Annotated in this window: 18 protein-coding genes; 11 read left to right on the top strand and 7 right to left on the bottom strand. The window is 33.6% G+C overall.

The window, feature by feature from the left end; genetic code table 11:
* The first annotated feature begins 6 nt into the window (after window positions 1–6).
* The 3 genes from leuC to leuB are packed head-to-tail and all read left to right on the top strand — an operon-like array spanning window position 7 to window position 3,099.
* Window positions 7–1,410 (top strand): 3-isopropylmalate dehydratase large subunit, encoded by a 1,404-nt coding sequence (leuC, locus tag MYRA21_RS10495; protein WP_006256967.1) that lies wholly within the window; start codon window positions 7–9, stop codon window positions 1,408–1,410.
* On the top strand, window positions 1,394–1,978 hold the full coding sequence (leuD, locus tag MYRA21_RS10490; protein ID WP_006256968.1) for a 3-isopropylmalate dehydratase small subunit: 585 nt from the start codon (window positions 1,394–1,396) through the stop codon (window positions 1,976–1,978). The genes leuC and leuD overlap by 17 nt, the downstream gene beginning before the upstream one ends.
* 2 nt (window positions 1,979–1,980) lie before the next feature.
* Window positions 1,981–3,099: a 3-isopropylmalate dehydrogenase gene (gene leuB, locus MYRA21_RS10485; RefSeq protein WP_006256969.1), complete on the top strand. Its 1,119-nt coding sequence runs from the start codon at window positions 1,981–1,983 to the stop codon at window positions 3,097–3,099.
* 31 nt (window positions 3,100–3,130) lie between these two features.
* On the opposite strand, the gene MYRA21_RS10480 is transcribed toward leuB, so the two are convergent.
* On the bottom strand, window positions 3,131–3,355 hold the full coding sequence (locus MYRA21_RS10480) for a hypothetical protein (RefSeq protein ID WP_006256970.1): 225 nt from the start codon (window positions 3,353–3,355) through the stop codon (window positions 3,131–3,133).
* A gap of 281 nt (window positions 3,356–3,636) precedes the next feature.
* Between MYRA21_RS10480 and MYRA21_RS10475 the strand changes: the two genes are divergently transcribed.
* The 3 genes from MYRA21_RS10475 (at window position 3,637) to carB (ending at window position 7,887) form a co-directional block, all read left to right on the top strand.
* Window positions 3,637–4,560, top strand: a complete 924-nt coding sequence (locus MYRA21_RS10475) for a beta-1,6-N-acetylglucosaminyltransferase (RefSeq protein ID WP_006256971.1) — start codon at window positions 3,637–3,639, stop codon at window positions 4,558–4,560.
* 165 nt (window positions 4,561–4,725) lie between these two features.
* Window positions 4,726–4,887, top strand: coding sequence for a 50S ribosomal protein L34 (rpmH, locus tag MYRA21_RS10470; RefSeq protein ID WP_006256972.1), 162 nt, complete (start codon window positions 4,726–4,728; stop codon window positions 4,885–4,887).
* Between the two features lie 147 nt (window positions 4,888–5,034).
* Window positions 5,035–7,887 (top strand): carbamoyl-phosphate synthase large subunit, encoded by a 2,853-nt coding sequence (carB, locus tag MYRA21_RS10465; protein ID WP_006256973.1) that lies wholly within the window; start codon window positions 5,035–5,037, stop codon window positions 7,885–7,887.
* Between the two features lie 36 nt (window positions 7,888–7,923).
* Here carB and MYRA21_RS10460 read toward each other — a convergent pair whose 3' ends face one another.
* Window positions 7,924–8,349, bottom strand: a complete 426-nt coding sequence (locus MYRA21_RS10460) for a hypothetical protein (RefSeq protein ID WP_006256974.1) — start codon at window positions 8,347–8,349, stop codon at window positions 7,924–7,926.
* 179 nt (window positions 8,350–8,528) lie between these two features.
* Here MYRA21_RS10460 and MYRA21_RS10455 point away from each other — a divergent pair, with 179 nt between their 5' ends.
* A complete protein-coding gene (locus MYRA21_RS10455; RefSeq protein WP_006256975.1) occupies window positions 8,529–9,851 on the top strand; it encodes a DNA recombination protein RmuC in 1,323 nt (440 codons plus the stop codon).
* A gap of 135 nt (window positions 9,852–9,986) precedes the next feature.
* The gene (mgtE, locus tag MYRA21_RS10450) at window positions 9,987–11,300 is read left to right on the top strand and encodes a magnesium transporter (RefSeq protein WP_006256976.1); all 1,314 of its coding nucleotides are present in this window, start codon (window positions 9,987–9,989) and stop codon (window positions 11,298–11,300) included.
* A 64-nt stretch (window positions 11,301–11,364) separates the two neighbouring features.
* On the opposite strand, the gene MYRA21_RS10445 is transcribed toward mgtE, so the two are convergent.
* Window positions 11,365–11,568 (bottom strand): hypothetical protein, encoded by a 204-nt coding sequence (locus MYRA21_RS10445; protein ID WP_006256977.1) that lies wholly within the window; start codon window positions 11,566–11,568, stop codon window positions 11,365–11,367.
* Window positions 11,569–11,622: 54 nt separating this feature from the next.
* On the bottom strand, window positions 11,623–12,867 hold the full coding sequence (locus MYRA21_RS10440; protein WP_006260731.1) for an MFS transporter: 1,245 nt from the start codon (window positions 12,865–12,867) through the stop codon (window positions 11,623–11,625).
* Between the two features lie 135 nt (window positions 12,868–13,002).
* On the opposite strand from MYRA21_RS10440, the gene meaB reads away from it, so the two are divergent.
* Window positions 13,003–14,100 carry a methylmalonyl Co-A mutase-associated GTPase MeaB gene (meaB, locus tag MYRA21_RS10435; RefSeq protein ID WP_006256979.1) on the top strand — a complete coding sequence of 366 codons (1,098 nt, stop codon included), beginning with the start codon at window positions 13,003–13,005 and terminating at the stop codon, window positions 14,098–14,100.
* Between the two features lie 26 nt (window positions 14,101–14,126).
* Here the strand turns inward: meaB and MYRA21_RS10430 are convergent, their stop codons facing one another.
* Entirely contained in the window at window positions 14,127–14,378 is a 252-nt protein-coding gene (locus MYRA21_RS10430; RefSeq protein WP_006256980.1) for a hypothetical protein, read from the bottom strand.
* Between the two features lie 7 nt (window positions 14,379–14,385).
* A complete protein-coding gene (locus tag MYRA21_RS10425) occupies window positions 14,386–15,759 on the bottom strand; it encodes an MATE family efflux transporter (RefSeq protein WP_006266491.1) in 1,374 nt (457 codons plus the stop codon).
* Window positions 15,760–15,900: 141 nt separating this feature from the next.
* On the opposite strand from MYRA21_RS10425, the gene MYRA21_RS10420 reads away from it, so the two are divergent.
* The gene (locus MYRA21_RS10420; RefSeq protein WP_006256982.1) at window positions 15,901–16,428 is read left to right on the top strand and encodes a hypothetical protein; all 528 of its coding nucleotides are present in this window, start codon (window positions 15,901–15,903) and stop codon (window positions 16,426–16,428) included.
* Between the two features lie 61 nt (window positions 16,429–16,489).
* Here MYRA21_RS10420 and MYRA21_RS10415 read toward each other — a convergent pair whose 3' ends face one another.
* Complete coding sequence (locus MYRA21_RS10415; RefSeq protein WP_039328961.1) at window positions 16,490–17,365, bottom strand: phosphate--nucleotide phosphotransferase; 876 nt, start codon at window positions 17,363–17,365, stop codon at window positions 16,490–16,492.
* 70 nt (window positions 17,366–17,435) lie between these two features.
* Here MYRA21_RS10415 and MYRA21_RS10410 point away from each other — a divergent pair, with 70 nt between their 5' ends.
* Entirely contained in the window at window positions 17,436–18,275 is an 840-nt protein-coding gene (locus MYRA21_RS10410; RefSeq protein ID WP_006256984.1) for a hypothetical protein, read from the top strand.
* The last annotated feature ends 50 nt before the right edge of the window (window positions 18,276–18,325 follow it).

Raw genomic sequence — 18,325 nt, 5'->3', positions numbered from 1 at the left:
AAGAAAATGAGTAAAACACCAAAAACATTATTTGACAAGGTATGGGATGCCCATGTCGTAGAAAGTATTGAGAACGGTCCGGATATATTATATATTGACAAACATCTAATTCATGAGGTAACAAGTCCACAAGCCTTTGATGAACTAAAGAAGAGAGAGATTCCTGTCTTTAGACCTCAACAAATCATCGCTACAGTGGATCACAATGTACCTACTCTAAATCAAGAATTACCAATAAAAGATCCTTTATCAAAACAGCAAGTAGAACAATTAGCAATTAACTGTAAGGAAAACAACATTACTTACTATGATTTAGGACACCCATACCAAGGAATAGTGCATATTATCGCACCCGAACTTGGTATTACTCAGCCAGGTATGAGTATGGTCTGTGGAGACAGTCATACTTCTACTCATGGCGCATTCGGAACTATAGCATTTGGTATCGGGACGAGCCAAGTAGCGCAAGTATTCGCTAGTCAATGTATCTTAATGAATAAACCAAAGACTATGCGTATCACTGTAAGTGGTAAGCTTAATGCTCATGTACAACCAAAAGATGTGATCTTATATATCATCTCTCAGGTAGGAACAGATGCGGGTACGGGATACTTCTGTGAATATGCTGGTAACGTATTTGAAGAGATGAGTATGGAAGGGAGAATGACGGTCTGCAATATGAGTATAGAGATGGGAGCTCGTGGAGGAATGATAGCTCCTGACAAAACTACTTTTGACTATGTAAAAAATAAAACCTTTGCTCCTCAAGGAGAAGAGTGGAATCAAAAAGTAGCGTATTGGTCAACGTTACCAACAGATAAGGATGCGAAATTTGACTGTGAATATCACTTCAATGCTGAGGATATCAAGCCGATGATTACTTATGGTACTAACCCAAGTATGGGAATAGACATAGATACGTTCATTCCATTCAATAAAAATGAATCAGAAGAGAAAGCTCTTAATTATATGGGATTATTACCTGGTCAGGCTATTGATACGATACCGATTAAACACGTTTTTATAGGTAGTTGTACGAATGCGAGAATAGAAGACTTTAGGGTAGCTGCTTCTTATATTAAAGGAAAGCAAATCTCTAAAGACATCAATGCTCTAATAGTACCTGGTTCACAAAAAGTAGTCGCTCAGATAAAAGAGGAAGGACTAGACACAGTGTTCCAAGAAGCTGGTTTTATAATTAGACAACCAGGCTGTTCTGCTTGTCTAGCGATGAATGAAGACAAGATACCATCAGGCGAATTCTGTGTTTCTACTTCAAATAGAAACTTCGAAGGAAGACAAGGACAAGGAGCTCGTACCTTATTAGCAAGCCCATTAACAGCAGCTATCGTAGCTGTAGAAGGAAAGATTACTTACTCTAAAATGAATGAATATGCAAGCCTTAACTAAGATAACATCTACCGCTACTCCATTAGCTATAGAGAATATAGATACAGATCAGATCATACCTGCTCGTTTCTTAAAAAGTATAAACAGAGAAGGCTTCGGTGATAATCTATTTAGAGACTGGAGATATAACAATGATGGTAGTGAGAAAAAAGACTTCTCTCTAAACAACCCTAAATACGCTGGTGAAATATTAATCGCTGGTAATAATTTTGGGTGTGGAAGTAGTAGAGAACACGCAGCATGGGCTTTATCTGATTATGGTTTTAAAGTGATTGTGAGTAGTTACTTTGCAGATATCTTTAAAACGAATGCTTTAAACAATGGTGTACTTCCTATTATGGTAAGTAAGGAGTATCTCTCTTACTTATTTAATGAAGTACAAAATAACCCTAATGTAGAGATAGATGTGGATGTGGAACAACAGTCTATTACAGTCAATAATCAAAAAGAGCACTATGAACTAGATCCGTATAAAAAGATCTGTTTGCTAAATGGATATGACGACATAGACTTCTTAATTGCTAAAAAGGATGCAATAAAATCCTTTGAACAAACTAAATCGTACTAGACATGATGAACAAATACAATATAGCGGTATTATCGGGAGACGGTATAGGCCCTGAGGTAATCCACGAGACAATAAAAGTATTAAACGCAGCGGCACAGACCTATGTGTTCCAATTACAATATCACGAAGCATTAATCGGAGCTATTGCTATAGACGAAACAAACAATCCTTTGCCACAGGAAACATTAGCTAAATGCAAGGCTTCGGATGCTGTGCTTTTTGGCGCGATTGGGGATCCTAAATACGATAATGATCCGTCTGCGAAGATACGCCCTGAGCAAGGGTTACTTGCTCTTAGAAAAGAATTAGGCCTTTATGCTAATGTACGCCCTGTAAAAGCGTATCATAAGCTGATCAATAAAAGCCCTTTAAAAGAAAGCATCATTCAGGGAACTGATATGGTAATTTATAGAGAATTAATTAGCGGTATCTACTTCGGAGACAAAAGTACTTCTGCTGACGGCAAGTCAGCAGTAGATATCTGTTCATATCATCAAGAAGAAATAGAAAGCATCGCTCGTCTAGCTTTTAAAACAGCGAAACAACGTAATAATAAAGTGACACTTATAGATAAAGCAAACGTATTAGAAACTTCTAGGCTGTGGAGAAAAGTAGTGAAGACTATTGCTATGGAGTTCCCAGAAGTTGAACTAGACTTTATGTTTGTAGATAACGCGGCTATGCAATTAATCTTAAACCCAAAACAGTTTGACGTTATTCTAACAGAAAATATGTTTGGAGACATTATTTCTGATGAAGCTAGTGTTATCGGTGGCTCTATTGGATTATTGCCTTCTGCATCTATCGGAGAAGAAAGCGCTTTATTCGAGCCTATTCACGGTTCTTATCCACAGGCAAAAGGACTAGGAATCGCTAATCCTATTGCTTCCATATTAAGTGGAGCTATGATGCTAGAACATTTAGGCGAACACGAAGCTGCTGAAGCTATAGAGGATGCAGTACTACACTGTATCAATGCAGGAGTATTAACTACTGACTTAGACAAGACTTCTAAATTTATTACATCTGATATCGGTGACTATATCTGTAACCATATTCGATACAGAACAGGATATCGATATCAAGATAATATCCCGTATCACAAATCAACGATTATATAAACAGAAAAGAGCTCCTTAATGGAGCTCTTTATTATTTTGTTCTGCTCATTTGATGAGCTTGTATATCTTCGTATATCTTTACCGTCTGCATAGTGGTAAAAGCTTTCATCTTATTCAGCATATACTGTCCATGTTCTCCCATTTCTGGTTGTACTTTCGGCTTTCGCTTATCACTTCCTACCCAAGTATAATAATATGTTTTATCATTCTCAATCGCCACTATCCCCCACAGAGTCAACCATATAACTATAGTCATTTAGACCGAATCTATAAGACTTAGTATTACAAAACAGATTATCTCCTGTATATTTATAATTCGCATCAGATAAAATATAATTATTATATTATCATAAAAGATATTTTATTTCAAAACTATACTATATTTGTTTTAGTTTAAAAAAGTATAATTAAGTAAAATCTTTTGTCTTCATTATTATTTCTAATCAAAAACGAAAGATAAGTTAACTCTCTTCAATAACAGCTTCATATTGATTTCATTTACTTCAATATGAAGTTATAATTTTTTATTGTTTCAATATGAAAATATATTATTTAGTACAAGCTCATACAAATCCATCACAGTTAAAACGTATGATAAGTCAATTGACAGATGATCAAGTTTTTTTTCTAATTCACATTGATTCTAAAACTTCTATCGATATATTTAAAGAAATTAGTTATAAAAAAAACATACATTTCATAGAGAACAGAGTTAACTGTATTTGGGGAGATTTTTCACAAGTTCAAGCAACACTTAATCTAATACAAAATTTAAAACTATTTCCTGTACAACCAGAAGATAGAATAGTCTTAATTAGTGGACAAGATTACCCCCTAAAAAACGCAAAAGAGATTACAAAATTTTACTCTGAGAATATATCAAAAGATTTCATTGAATTTTTTGTAGCTAAAGAAAAACATTACCGCCCTTACTTAAACTTCAAAGGTTACAAAGTTAACAGAAGTGATAAAAGAGGTGATTATGTAATTTTTAAAAAACATAACTTTACAGGTATATACAAATCACTACTTAAAAGGTGCTTTAAATTTAAATACTTAAAGTATTTTTTTACAGAAAAAAAACTCAATCCATCTATAACGTTTTACAAAGGCTCTCAATGGTGGTCATTGAGATATGATACATTGCAAAAAATAGTAGATTTATACAATTCTAATTATGATGAATTTTATAATTTCTTTAAAGTATCGTTTTGTTCTGATGAATATTTTTTTCAAACTCTATTAGTACAAGTTATGAAAGATGATATCGATATTAAAGTCGAATCTTTACTAACATATATAGATTGGGATAGAACGAATGTTCCTCTACCAGTTACTTTTACAATCGAAGATAAGGAGTTTTTAAAAACAGCTTCAGACAATTTTCTTTATGCAAGAAAATTCGATACTACAAAAGATAAAGAAATATTAGATTGGATAGATTTGAAGTTGTTAAAGTAGAAAACAATCACTTAAAAAATCTAATCATGAAAAGAATGAAAATATTTTTCAAAAACGTTTTGTAAGAGTAAAAAGACTTTTATATATTTGCACTCGGTTTTTAAGCAACAGCTAATTCAAATAAACCAGTTAGATTAGTAAAATTAAGATTTAAAGATAAAAGCAATGAGCAAAAGAACGTTTCAACCATCGAATAGAAAAAGAAGAAACAAACATGGTTTCATGGATAGAATGTCTACTCCTAACGGTAGAAAAGTATTAGCTGCTAGAAGAGCTAAAGGAAGACATAAATTGACTGTTTCTTGTGAAACAAGACATAAAAAATAATGTTTGATTCAAACATAAATAAAGGTGTTACTATTATTCGTAACGCCTTTTTTTATACTTTGTCGTAAAACATACCATCTATCACACACAACAACACTAAACTTACTTCACTCACAACGAAGTATTTAACATAACAACACAATTAAAATGCCCAAAGACAATTCTATCAAAACTGTATTAATCATTGGTTCTGGACCAATCATTATCGGACAGGCTTGTGAATTCGATTACTCAGGTTCACAATCAGCAAGATCTTTAAGAGAAGAAGGAATTAAAGTTATTTTGATTAACTCTAATCCTGCGACAATTATGACTGACCCATCTATGGCAGATCATATTTACTTAAAACCACTGACAGCAAGATCTATTATTGAGATTCTTGTAGCTCATCCTGAGATTGATGCTGTATTACCTACTATGGGTGGTCAGACAGCACTAAACTTATGTTTAGAATGCGATGAGAAAGGTATATGGGCAGACTTCGGAGTTCGCCTAATCGGTGTTGATATCAACGCTATTAACATCACTGAAGATCGTGAGCAGTTCAAACAACTTCTAGAAAAAATAGATGTTCCTGCAGCTCCTGCAAGTACAGCTACCTCATTCTTAGAAGGAAAAGAGATCGCTCAAAAATTTGGTTTCCCATTAGTTATTCGTCCTTCATTTACCTTAGGAGGTACTGGAGCAGCTTTCGTTCACAAAGAAGAAGACTTCGACGATTTATTAACTTATGGATTAGAAGCTTCTCCTATCCACGAAGTTTTAATTGACAAAGCTTTATTGGGATGGAAAGAATACGAATTAGAATTATTACGCGACAAAAATGATAACGTAGTAATCATCTGTACTATCGAGAATATGGACCCTATGGGTATCCACACAGGAGATAGTATCACAGTAGCTCCTGCTATGACATTATCAGATAGAACATTCCAGAGAATGCGTGATCTATCGATCAAGATGATGCGTAGTATCGGTAACTTCGCTGGAGGATGTAACGTACAGTTCGCTGTATCACCAGACGAAAAAGAAGATATCGTAGCTATTGAGATCAACCCTCGTGTATCTCGTTCTTCTGCATTAGCTTCTAAAGCGACTGGTTACCCTATCGCTAAGATTGCAACTAAACTTGCATTAGGATATACACTTGATGAATTACAAAACCAAATTACTAAATCTACATCTGCTTTATTCGAGCCGACTTTAGACTATGTAATCGTTAAAATACCTCGTTGGAACTTTGACAAATTTGAAGGCGCTGATAGAACATTAGGTCTTCAAATGAAATCTGTAGGTGAGGTTATGGGTATCGGACGTTCATTCCAAGAAGCTTTACACAAAGCAACTCAATCATTAGAGATTAAACGTAATGGTCTAGGAGCTGACGGTAAAGGATACACTAACTATGATCAAATTATCGATAAACTTACTCACGCAAGTTGGGATAGAGTTTTCGTAATCTATGATGCAATCCAACACGGTATTCCATTAAGTAGAATACACGAAATCACTAAAATCGACATGTGGTTCTTAAAACAATACGAAGAACTATATATGTTAGAAAAAGAGATTTCTAAATATACACTTGAAACTCTACCTAAAGATTTATTACTAGAAGCAAAACAAAAAGGTTTTGCCGATAGACAAATCGCTCATATGCTAAATACACTTGAGAGTAAAGTACACGACTTACGTGATACAATGAACATTCAACGTGTGTTTAAATTAGTAGATACTTGTGCTGCAGAATTCCCTGCTAAGACTCCTTACTACTACTCTACGTTCGAGGCTGAAATCGAAAGACCTGACGGTACACGTTATGTCTCTAACGAAAGTATCGTAACAGATAAGAAAAAGGTAGTGGTACTAGGTTCAGGACCTAACCGTATCGGTCAAGGTATTGAATTCGATTACTCTTGTGTACATGGAGTATTAGCTGCTGAAGAGTGTGGTTATGAAACGATTATGATTAACTGTAATCCAGAGACAGTATCTACTGACTTTGATACAGCGAACAAATTATACTTCGAACCAGTATTCTGGGAACATATTTATGACATCATCCAACACGAAAAACCAGAAGGAGTAATCGTACAGTTAGGTGGTCAAACAGCGCTGAAACTAGCTGAAAAACTAGAGAAGAATGGTATTAAGATCTTAGGAACTAGCTTTGACGCATTAGACTTAGCAGAAGACAGAGGGCGTTTTTCTGAATTATTAGAGCAATTAGACATCCCATTCCCTCAATTCGGTGTTGCTAAAACAGCTGAACAAGCTAATAAATTAGCAGATCAATTAGACTTCCCTCTATTAGTAAGACCTTCTTATGTATTAGGAGGACAAGGAATGAAGATCGTTATCAACAAAAAAGAATTAGAGGAGCACGTAATCGAATTACTGAACTCTATTCCTGGTAACTCATTATTACTTGACCACTATCTAGCAGGAGCTATTGAGGCTGAAGCAGATGCTATCTGTGACGGTGAGAATGTACACATCATCGGTATTATGGAGCATATAGAACCATGTGGAGTTCACTCTGGTGATAGCCACGCTATGTTACCTCCATTTAACTTAGGTGAATATGTGTTAAACCAAATTAAAGACCACACAAGAAAAATTGCTGTAGCTTTAAAAACAGTTGGTTTAATCAACATTCAGTTCGCTATCAAAGATGATATTGTATATATCATCGAAGCTAACCCTAGAGCATCTAGAACAGTTCCATTCATCGCTAAAGCGTATGGAGAACCTTATGTAAACTACGCTACTAAGGTAATGCTAGGACACAACAAGGTAACTGATTTTGACTTTAATCCACAATTAAACGGATACGCAATCAAAACTCCAGTATTCTCTTTCAACAAGTTCAAAAATGTAAATAAAGCATTAGGACCTGAAATGAAATCTACAGGAGAAAGTATCTTGTTTATCGAAAACTTAAGAGACGATCAATTCTATGAAATCTATTCTCGTAGAAAAATGTACTTAAGTAGATAATACTAAAAAAGCCCACTTTTATCAAGTGGGCTTTTTTTATTTATTTCTAGAGTATCCTTCTCTTTTATCTACTCTACTATTATAATATTTATAATAAATACCGCCTGCACATACCTCATACTCTCCAAATTCTATAGAGTCATAAGCTGAAATTATAAAAATAGAGCTAAGTAATACATTTCGATCTTTCATCACAAACTTCTTAAGGCTTGTCATAGCTTCAGGGCTCATAAAAACATTCCCATCTGCGATAGATTGTGTTTCATCCACTTGTGTAAAATTACAAGCAATATATCCATCCATCTGAGTTAGTTTTTCTTTTAAATCTCTTTTCTTTTTATTCTTTGCTTCTTGCTTAATATCACTCTGTATAAGTGTATCATTAACAGGAATAGAGACAAAAGAATTAGCAAATAAACTTGAGGCCATAAGTAATAACCATACACATAAAAAGTTTCTCATAATAAATATCTTTAAAATTATAGTCTAATATTAAAGATATAACATTTAAGAATACAAAAACCTAAATTACAAACATTTATATCCATAATATAGTTTTGCTAAAATCCATAGCAATACTACACTCTGTTATACAGACATTATTTACTACTTTTGACTATCTAACTTCATTGTCAAAAATCATGTCACAAGAAATATTAATTGGCTTATTAGCTATTCTAATTATCGTTGCTTTTTTCATTGGTAAATCAGGTAAAAAAGAAACTACCTCATCTGGAGATCTTATTAGACTACAAGCAGACAGCGACTTTAAAGATAAACTGATAGATCAGCTCAAAAGTGAAAAGAAAACAATAGAAGAAAACTTAGAAATTATCCGATTAGATAATCAGGAACTAATAGCACGTATATCTATTCGCGATACAGAATACATTAATTTACAAGAACGATTAGAATCACAACAACAAGAGACTACTAATCTTCAAGAGAAGTTCACAAAAGAATTTGAGAACCTCGCTAATCGAATATTAGAAGAGAAAAGTGATAAGTTCACTAAACAGAATAAAGCTAGCTTAGAAACGCTATTATCACCTCTACAGGAGAAAATACTTCACTTCGAACAAAAAGTAGAACAAACACATAAAGAAAGCATTGACCATCATGCTGCATTGCGTCAACAGATATTTGGGTTACAACAGCTAAACCAAAAGATGAGTCAAGAAACTCTTAATCTAACAAAGGCTTTAAAAGGAGATAATAAAATGCAAGGAAACTGGGGAGAGATGATTCTAGAAAGTGTACTTGAAAAATCTGGTTTAGAAAAAGGTAGAGAATATGAAACTCAACAAAGCTACACTTCTGAAGAAGGTAATAGACTACAACCCGATGTTGTAATCTACTTACCTGACAATAGACATATGGTAGTTGACTCTAAAGTATCCTTAGTTGCTTATGAACAGTATATCAATACTGTAGATATCGAAGAACAAAAACGCTATCTACAAGAGCACTTAATTTCTTTAAAAAGACATATAGAAGGATTGTCTGAAAAGAATTACCACGAACTATACAGAGGTACAAGTCCTGATTTTGTATTGCTATTTATCCCTATAGAGACAGCCTTCTCTATAGCAATTAACGCAGATAATACACTATACACTAAAGCTTTTGAAAAAAACATCGTCATAGTAACCCCTTCTACTCTATTAGCAACATTACGCACAATAGAAACAATGTGGAGCCAGCGCAAGCAACAAGAAAACGCTTATGAAATAGCTAGACAAGCAGGCTTGCTATATGATAAATTTGTTGGACTAGTTACAGACTTACAAAAAGTAGGAAAGAAGATAGATGAATCAAGAAATGAATATGACAATGCCTTCAATAAATTAAGCGAAGGAAAAGGAAACTTAATAACTTCTGTGCAAAAATTAAAAGACATGGGCGCCAAGGCTAAGAAAAGCTTAGATTCACAAATTTTAGACAATGCTATTGATAACCTTTAATTTAAATAGATAAAATATTAAGAGAAGTTTATTTTATTAAAAAATCATTAGAAATTTTAAAGTACACTTTGTATAGATTACCTTTGCATAGTTTTTAAGAATATATTATACTAACTACTTAATAAGCTTCGATCTATGACTTTTAAAGACATGCACCCAGCAGATATTGCTGAAGCAATTACAGAGATGAAAAGAACCGATAGAAACCTTGCGTTTCTAAAGCTTTCACCTGACTTAAAAGTTGAAGTATTCTCCTTTTTAGATATTAATATTCAAGAGGAAATAGTGCGTAGCATGACTAGAGAAGATTATGCAGATGTACTTAATAACTTAGAACCCGATGACCGTACAGAGTTATTAGAAGATTTCCCAGATGAATTAATTAAATACTCTATCAACTTATTAAATGATAAAGAAAAGCAAATTGCACTTAACTTAATAGGATATAAAGAAGATAGTATTGCTCGTTTAATGACTCCTTTATACATACAAACAAAGGCTAACAAAACAGTTAGACAAGTTTTAGATCATATCAAGGTGTATGGTAAAAAAGCCGAAACATTAAACTATATCTATGTAGTAGATGATCACAATAGATTAATTGATGACTTAAAACTAGGTGAATTAGTTCTAGCAGACGAAAATACACTAATAGCAGACTTAATAGACAATACATTTGCTTCTATTACAAGTACTACAAAAACAGAAGATGCTTTTGATATATTCGAGAAATATGATCGTTCTGCACTACCTATTATTACTGAAAGCGGAGTGCTTGTGGGTATAGTAACCTTCGATGATATCTTAGATGCTATTAAAGATAGAGATACTGAAGATATCCAAAAGTTCGGGGGTATGGAAGAGTTAGATTTATCTTATACACATACACCACTATTTGAATTAGTACGAAAAAGAGCTGGTTGGTTAATCATCTTATTTTTAGGAGAAATGTTAACTGCTTCAGCCATGGGACATTTTGAAGATGAGATAGAAAAGGCAGTTGTATTAGCACTATTCGTTCCTTTAATCATATCTAGTGGAGGTAACTCAGGTTCACAAGCAGCTTCTCTTATTATACGCGCTATGGCATTAGGAGAGCTAAAGTTAAGTGATTGGTGGTATGTAATGCGAAAAGAGGTTGCCTCAGGAGTTATGCTAGGAGGTATCTTAGGAATTATAGGTTTCGTGAGAATCTTTATTTGGCAAGAAGCAGGTATCTATGACTACGGAGAGCATTGGATTGCTATCGGACTAAGTGTATCAGTCTCTTTACTATTCATTGTGTTATGGGGTACCTTATCAGGTTCGTTAATACCATTTATACTAAGAAAGTTTGGAATGGACCCTGCTACTGCATCAGCTCCGTTTGTTGCTACACTAGTAGACGTTTCTGGATTAATAATCTACTTCTCTATAGCAGCAATGTTCTTATCAGGAAAGATATTATAATAAATAAGTATAACTAAAAAAAAGCGAGTAAACATTTGTGTTTACTCGCTTTTTTTATATAACCTTACTTTAAGGTAAGAGGTTTTTCAGCTTCTAATACAGGAGCATTAGAGTTATTATAAATCTGAGGCTCATTATTTTTATTATAACTAACTAGAGCTTGCTCATACTCTTTTTTATACTTGTCTTTATCTGAAGTCAATTTATCTTTTGTTCCACAAGAAATAAATAATATACTTATTGATAGTGTAATATACGCTACTCTCATACTATCTAGTTTAAAGGTTGATTCTCTTAAAGATAAACTTTAAATTAATAGATACTACTCCTCTTCTCTAAATTTGACTTTTTTCATATTTGGTAACAAAGCTGCTATAATCCCTATTAAAGGTAAATAGGCACAAATCATATAGATATTCTCAATAGAAGTACGATCAGCCCACCATCCTAAAACAGCAGATCCTAAACCTCCCATACCAAAAGCAAAGCCATAAAACAAACCTGATACCATCCCTATTTTACGTGGTAATAGCTCTTGTGCATACACTAATATAGATGGGAATGCTGAGGATAGGATTAAACCGATAATCACAATTAATATACCTGTCCACTCTAAAGAAGCATAAGGTAGTAACATCGTGAACGGAGCTACTCCTAATACTGAGAACCAAATAATATATTTACGTCCTACCTTATCTCCAAAGAAACCGCCTATTAAAGTTCCTGCTGCCACAGCTAACAAGAAGTAAAAAAGATAAACCTGAGCTTGTACTTCACTTATACCAAACTTATCCATTGTATAAAACTGAAAATAACTAGAAATACTAGCTACATAGAAATACTTAGAAAAGATAAGTAATAATAAAACTACAATAGATGTCCATACTCTTAACTTAGAAAGTTCAGGAATACGAATAACTTTCTTCTTCTTACCAACTTGACTCTTTAATACATCTTTATACCATCCACCAATAAAAGCATATACAAATTGAGCAATAAAACCAACAACTAAGAACCATAGTAAATGTTGTTGTCCTTTTGGTAATACAACCCAAGCTACTAATAATGGTGCTAAAGCTGTTCCTGTGTTACCTCCAATCTGGAAAATAGATTGTGCTAAACTACGTTTCCCTCCTGAAGCTACATAAGATACCCTAGATGACTCTGGATGGAATATAGAAGATCCTATTCCTATTAATATAACAGCACATAGTACCATTGCATAAGAAGGGGCGTAACTAAGTAAAATCACTCCAAGCATAGAACAAATCATACCAATCATTTGTGAATAAGGTTTTGGATGTTTGTCTGTATAAGTTCCTACTAAAGGTTGAAGTAAAGAGGAAGAAACTTGATAACAAAAAGTGATCATTCCGATTTGTGCAAATGTTAAGTTATAGTTAGTCTTTAATAGAGGATAGACCGCTGGTACTATAGCTTGTAGAAAATCATTACATAAGTGTCCAAAGCTTATTGCTAATAGAATTGGAAAGACTGTTTTTTGATTTACTGTTTGTTCATTGATTTTGTTTACTAATGTTTTGGGTGCAAAAAGTTTAGTATTCATTACGTCATTTTTCGTTAAGCCCAAATATAATAGGTTGTACATATACTGTCCTAACCGTTCAAATAAATTTCGAAATATGCCTATTTTTAGTACTTTTACCTTTTATCATTACACCAACCCAATAGATTCTTAAAAATGTCACAGCATAATTATAATAAATCAGCGTTAACTGAAAACGAAGGTATTGAACAACCTAATACTACGGATCAAGATGCTATAGCTAAGTTTCAAGCTAGACGCAGACAGAAGATATCTACTGTTGAAATTATTCAGAGAATCATTAACAATGATAAAGTAGCCTTAAGTCAAGGTATCACACTTATTGAGAGTTTAAATCCACTGCATCACGCACAAGCAGACGAAATAGTACAAGGATGTCTTCCTTATGCTAATAAATCTGTCCGCATTGGTATAACAGGTGTACCTGGAGTTGGGAAAAGTACATTCATAGAAGCCTTCGGTCTCTTACTGACTAAAATGGGTAAAAAAGTAGCTGTATTAGCTATTGATCCTAGTAGCAGTATCACTAAGGGAAGTATCTTAGGAGATAAGACACGTATGGAAGAACTAGTCCGAGAAGAGAATGCTTTTATACGCCCATCAGCTTCTGGAGACAGCTTGGGTGGTGTAGCTAGAAAAACAAGAGAAAGTATAATCTTATGCGAAGCTTGCGGTTTTGACACTATACTAGTAGAGACAGTGGGGGTTGGACAAAGCGAAACTGCGGTACAGAGTATGGTAGACTTCTTCTTATTACTTAATCTAGCTGGTGCTGGTGATGAACTTCAGGGAATCAAAAGAGGGATTATGGAAATGGCGGATGCTGTTATTATCAATAAAGCAGATGGTGAAAATATAAAAAGAGCTCATATGGCTAAACTTGATTACAATAGAGCCTTACATCTTTTCCCTAAGAAGCCTTCTGGATGGACACCAAAAGTAAGTACCTGTAGTGCTATTGAAAACACAGGAATAAAAGAAATTTGGGACATCATCACTCAATACACCACATTGACCAAAGAAAATGGTTATTTCGACAACAGACGTCAAGAACAAAACCAATATTGGATGATGGAGACTATAAACGAAAACATATTAATGAACTTCTACAATCACCCAGAAATAAAAGCAATGCTTACTGAAAACAAAAAAGCAGTGCAAAACAGTGAATTATCACCTTTCGCAGCTGCTCATAAAATCTTAGATCTATATTTTAACTCACAAGCTAAATAGTATTGAACTATTTAGCTTGTTCTATATTAATCTTCTTCGTCTAGTTCCTCGTCATCTACGTAACGCTCCATCTCTCTTTCGTAAAACTCACCAGCTTTTACGATCAATCCTTCCATCTCAGCTTCTATCTCAGCTTCTTCAGACTCTTCTATTGTTTCTAAGAACTCTACCTCATCAGTATTTAAGTTGATGATAAATCTAGGGAATTCTAAATGTATAATAAAAATATCCTCTGGATACTCAGTATTATCAGCTAGTACGAATTTTGGTAACTCCATATTAATTCTAATTATTATTTATTAATCTGTTTGACAATTTATGAAAACGCCAGTATAGACATATTGCAGCAGTAGTTAATCCTGCTAATAAACCTATCCATATCCCAGCTGCTCCTACACTAGTATACAATCCAAGGTAAATAGATATAGGAAAACCAATAATCCAATAAGATACAAAAGTAATTCCCATAGGCATATTTACATCTTGAAGTCCTCTAAGTGCTCCTAATGTTACTACTTGTATACAATCTGATATTTGGAATACTGCCGCTACAAGTAATAACGTGCCTGCTAATTTAATCACTTCTTGATTCATTACCGCATTTTCGATGTCATTATTATCTAAAAACAACATTGGAATATACTGATGGAATAAAACAAAAAGAATTGCAAAGCCTGTATAAATAATAACTGCCATTAAGATAATAGACCTCGCTACTACTCTTAACTTCACATAATCCTTTAATCCTCTTTGATTCCCTACTCTAATCATCGCAGCTACGCTTAGCCCACTTGCAAACATAAAAGTCATCGAAGACATACTCAATGCGATCTGATTAGCGGCCTGTGCCTCTGTACCTATCATTCCAGATAACCATACTGCTCCAACAAAAAGTGCTACTTCAAAGAAACTCATCATTCCTGAAGGAACTCCAATTTTTGTAATTTTCAGTAACATCTCCTTTTTGATTTCATGAAACTTAATATGTGATAAGAAAGGCTTAAACATCTCTTGTCTCTTCAAAGCGAAATGCATATAAATAATCATCACAATACGCGAAATAAGTGTACCATAAGCTGCCCCTAGCATACCCAATTCGGGGAAAATCCACACACCATATATCAACAAATAGTTAAATACTATATTAGTTAAGTTTGCAATTATCGTTGCATACATAGAATTTTTTGTCTGTGATTTACCATCTGCAAACTGCTTATAAGATTGATACATTACTAATGGAATCAAAGATAAAGCTACAATATCTAAGAATGGTTTAGCAAGGATCGTTACCTCCTCTGGCTGCCCCATGTGCATTAATAGAGGCTTTGCAAAAAAGATAATACTAAATAACACTACTCCTAAAATAGTACATAATGCCAGCCCATTAATAAAAATACTTCTTCCACCTTCTACATCTTTTTCTGCATCACTATGAGCTACTAATGGAGTCAAAGCTGTTGAAAATCCGACACCTAAAGCCACTGCTATAAAAACAAAACTATTTGCTAAAGAAGCTGCTGCTAATTCTGTAGCTCCGATTTTCCCCACCATAATATTATCAATCACCCCCACAATTGTATGACCAAGCATTGCTAATATAATAGGATAAGCTAAACGTATATTATACCCAAATTCTTTATAGTATACTGATAAATTCATTGACAAAAATTTTGTGCAAATATAACTACTGTATACGGAAACTCACTCTCTTAATTACACGAATAAACAAAAACATATTCTCAAACGGCAAGTTTATTGCAGTATATTTTTCTCAAACAACAAAATAAAGACACAATCCTCATGATTAAACTCACTAAAAAAATTTCACTTACAGTGTTAGCACTAAGTGCTATTTTAGTTGCAATGCCAGCTGCAGCTCAAAAGAAAGACAAGCCTTATTACCCTCAGGGATTTAGAGTAGGTTTTGGTCTAAACGGAGGTATGCCTTTAGATTCTAAATATGATGCCGCACTTGGTGTAGATGCAAGAATCCAATATGACGTTAGTCAAAAAACCTCGTTTACTTTAACTTCAGGTTATACTCATTTATTTAATGGAGATGAAGGAGATTTAGGATTAGTTCCAATAAAAGCAGGATTTAAACAGTTTTTAAACAAAAACATCTATGCTATGGGAGAATTAGGAGTAGGTATTGGTACGCACTCAGGAATGGGAAATACCTTTATTTGGTCACCCTCTATTGGTTTTGCTAATCGCTATGTAGATGTAAGTCTTCGTTATGAAAATTACAATGATTATAACACTGATCAACTTGCTGTCCGTGTAGCCTACGGATTTTCTTTAAAAAAGAAAAGCAAAAAGAAATAGAAATAGAAACATAACTGAACAATAAAGCCAATTCAATAATTGAATTGGCTTTATCATTATCTTACTCTTCATTCTTTAATTTCTCAATATACATATCCAGATCCTTTTGAATCTCAGGGTCTAGTTTAGGCAATTTGATATCGTCATATTTACTAAATACTTCTTCTAGTATTTTAGCAAACACATAACGACAATAAGCCTTATCATCAGCAGGTAATACATACCATGGACATTCTGCTGTAGAAGTCCTATTAATAGCCTCTTCATAATACTTTTGATAGTTATCCCAGTACTCTCTTTCTTTAATATCACTAGGTTCAAACTTCCAATTGTGTTTCTCTTTTTCTAATCGACGCAATATTCTTTTCTTCTGCTCCTTCTTACTTAGGTGCAAAAAGAACTTCAAGACTATTACTCCATTATTACTGATATGTTTCTCAAAGTTATTAATCTCTTCGTAACGTTTGTCCCAAAACTCATCTGTTATATCTTCTGCTTTATTAATACCAGGTATTCTTTCATTTAAAACTACTTGTGGGTGAACTCTAGAAATCAATACATTCTCATAATGACTACGATTAAACACAGTAAACTTTCCTCTCTCAGGCAAGGTCACATAATGCCTCCAGATATAATCATGCTCTAGTTCATAAGACGTAGGTTTCTTAAAACTTTGCACCACTACCCCTCTAGCGTTAAAAGCCTTAAAAACTTCTCTAATTAAACTGTCCTTCCCAGCTGTATCCATTCCTTGTATACAGATAAGTACACTATAACGATTATGAGCATACATCACATCCTGAAATTTACCTAAGTTACGACTCAGTTTTTCCACTTTTCGAAATGCCTTGGTCATAGATAGATTTAAATCTGGTACAGTTGATAATTTTTCTAGCTCAACTTTATTGTCTATTCTATATTTTTCTTCTATATTCATTCTCAGAAATTTTTAAGCTTAAATTACTATTTTATTTTAATTTACTCCGCTTTTACATAACATTTATTCTATGAAACAAATTGCACTAGAACTACTTTTCCAGATATTAGGCATTGGAGCTGCATCTGGCTTAGTGTATGATGACAACCAACTCCATATCATTTCTGACAATTCTACTTACTTCTATCACTATAGTTTACAGAATAATCATCTTTATAAAACGTCTTTATCAAGTGACAATCTAAGTCAAGAGAATATAGAGAAAGCTATTAAACCTGATTATGAAGCAATCACTACAGATGGGTTAAACTACTATATTTTTGGTTCTGGCTCTAAACCGAATAGAATAAACTTAGTAGAAGTAAACGGACTGACACACGAAGTCCTTTCAGAAAACGAACTAGACATACTATATGATTCTATGAAGAGTTTTGCTAATCTAAGTGATGCTGACTTTAATATAGAAGGGGTAATTTTTGACAATGATCTATGGTATTTTTTTAATCGAGGAAATGGACCTAAAGGTGCTAATGGAGTATTCGTTGTAAAGGGTAACAACATTCTAAATGATTTTCAAATCACTTATACTCCTATGAAATTACCAAAACTTAATAAAGTACAGACTAGCTTTACAGACGCTATTAAAGTAGAAGACAAGATATACTTCTTAGCTGCTGCAGAAGATGGTCAATCAACCTATGCTGATGGAGAAATAAAAGGAACTATACTAGGCCGTATAGATACCAAAAAACTAAAAGTAGAAAAGACACTAACCATAAGTAACACACATAAATTCGAAGGATTAACCTTATATAGTCAAGAAGGAAAAAACTTAGAGTTCTTACTATGTGAAGATCCTGATAATGACAAAAATGAATCAGGCATATACAAACTATCTATTAAGAATTAAATTTTCCCTTTATATCTGAACAAAAAAAGCAGAAGTAAATACTTCTGCTT

Origin of the sequence: Myroides sp. A21, from assembly GCF_000807225.1 — a bacterium.
GTDB lineage: Bacteria > Bacteroidota > Bacteroidia > Flavobacteriales > Flavobacteriaceae > Flavobacterium > Flavobacterium odoratimimum.
Note: the sequence above shows the minus strand (reverse complement) of the source record. Positions and strands in the feature narration are given on the sequence as shown.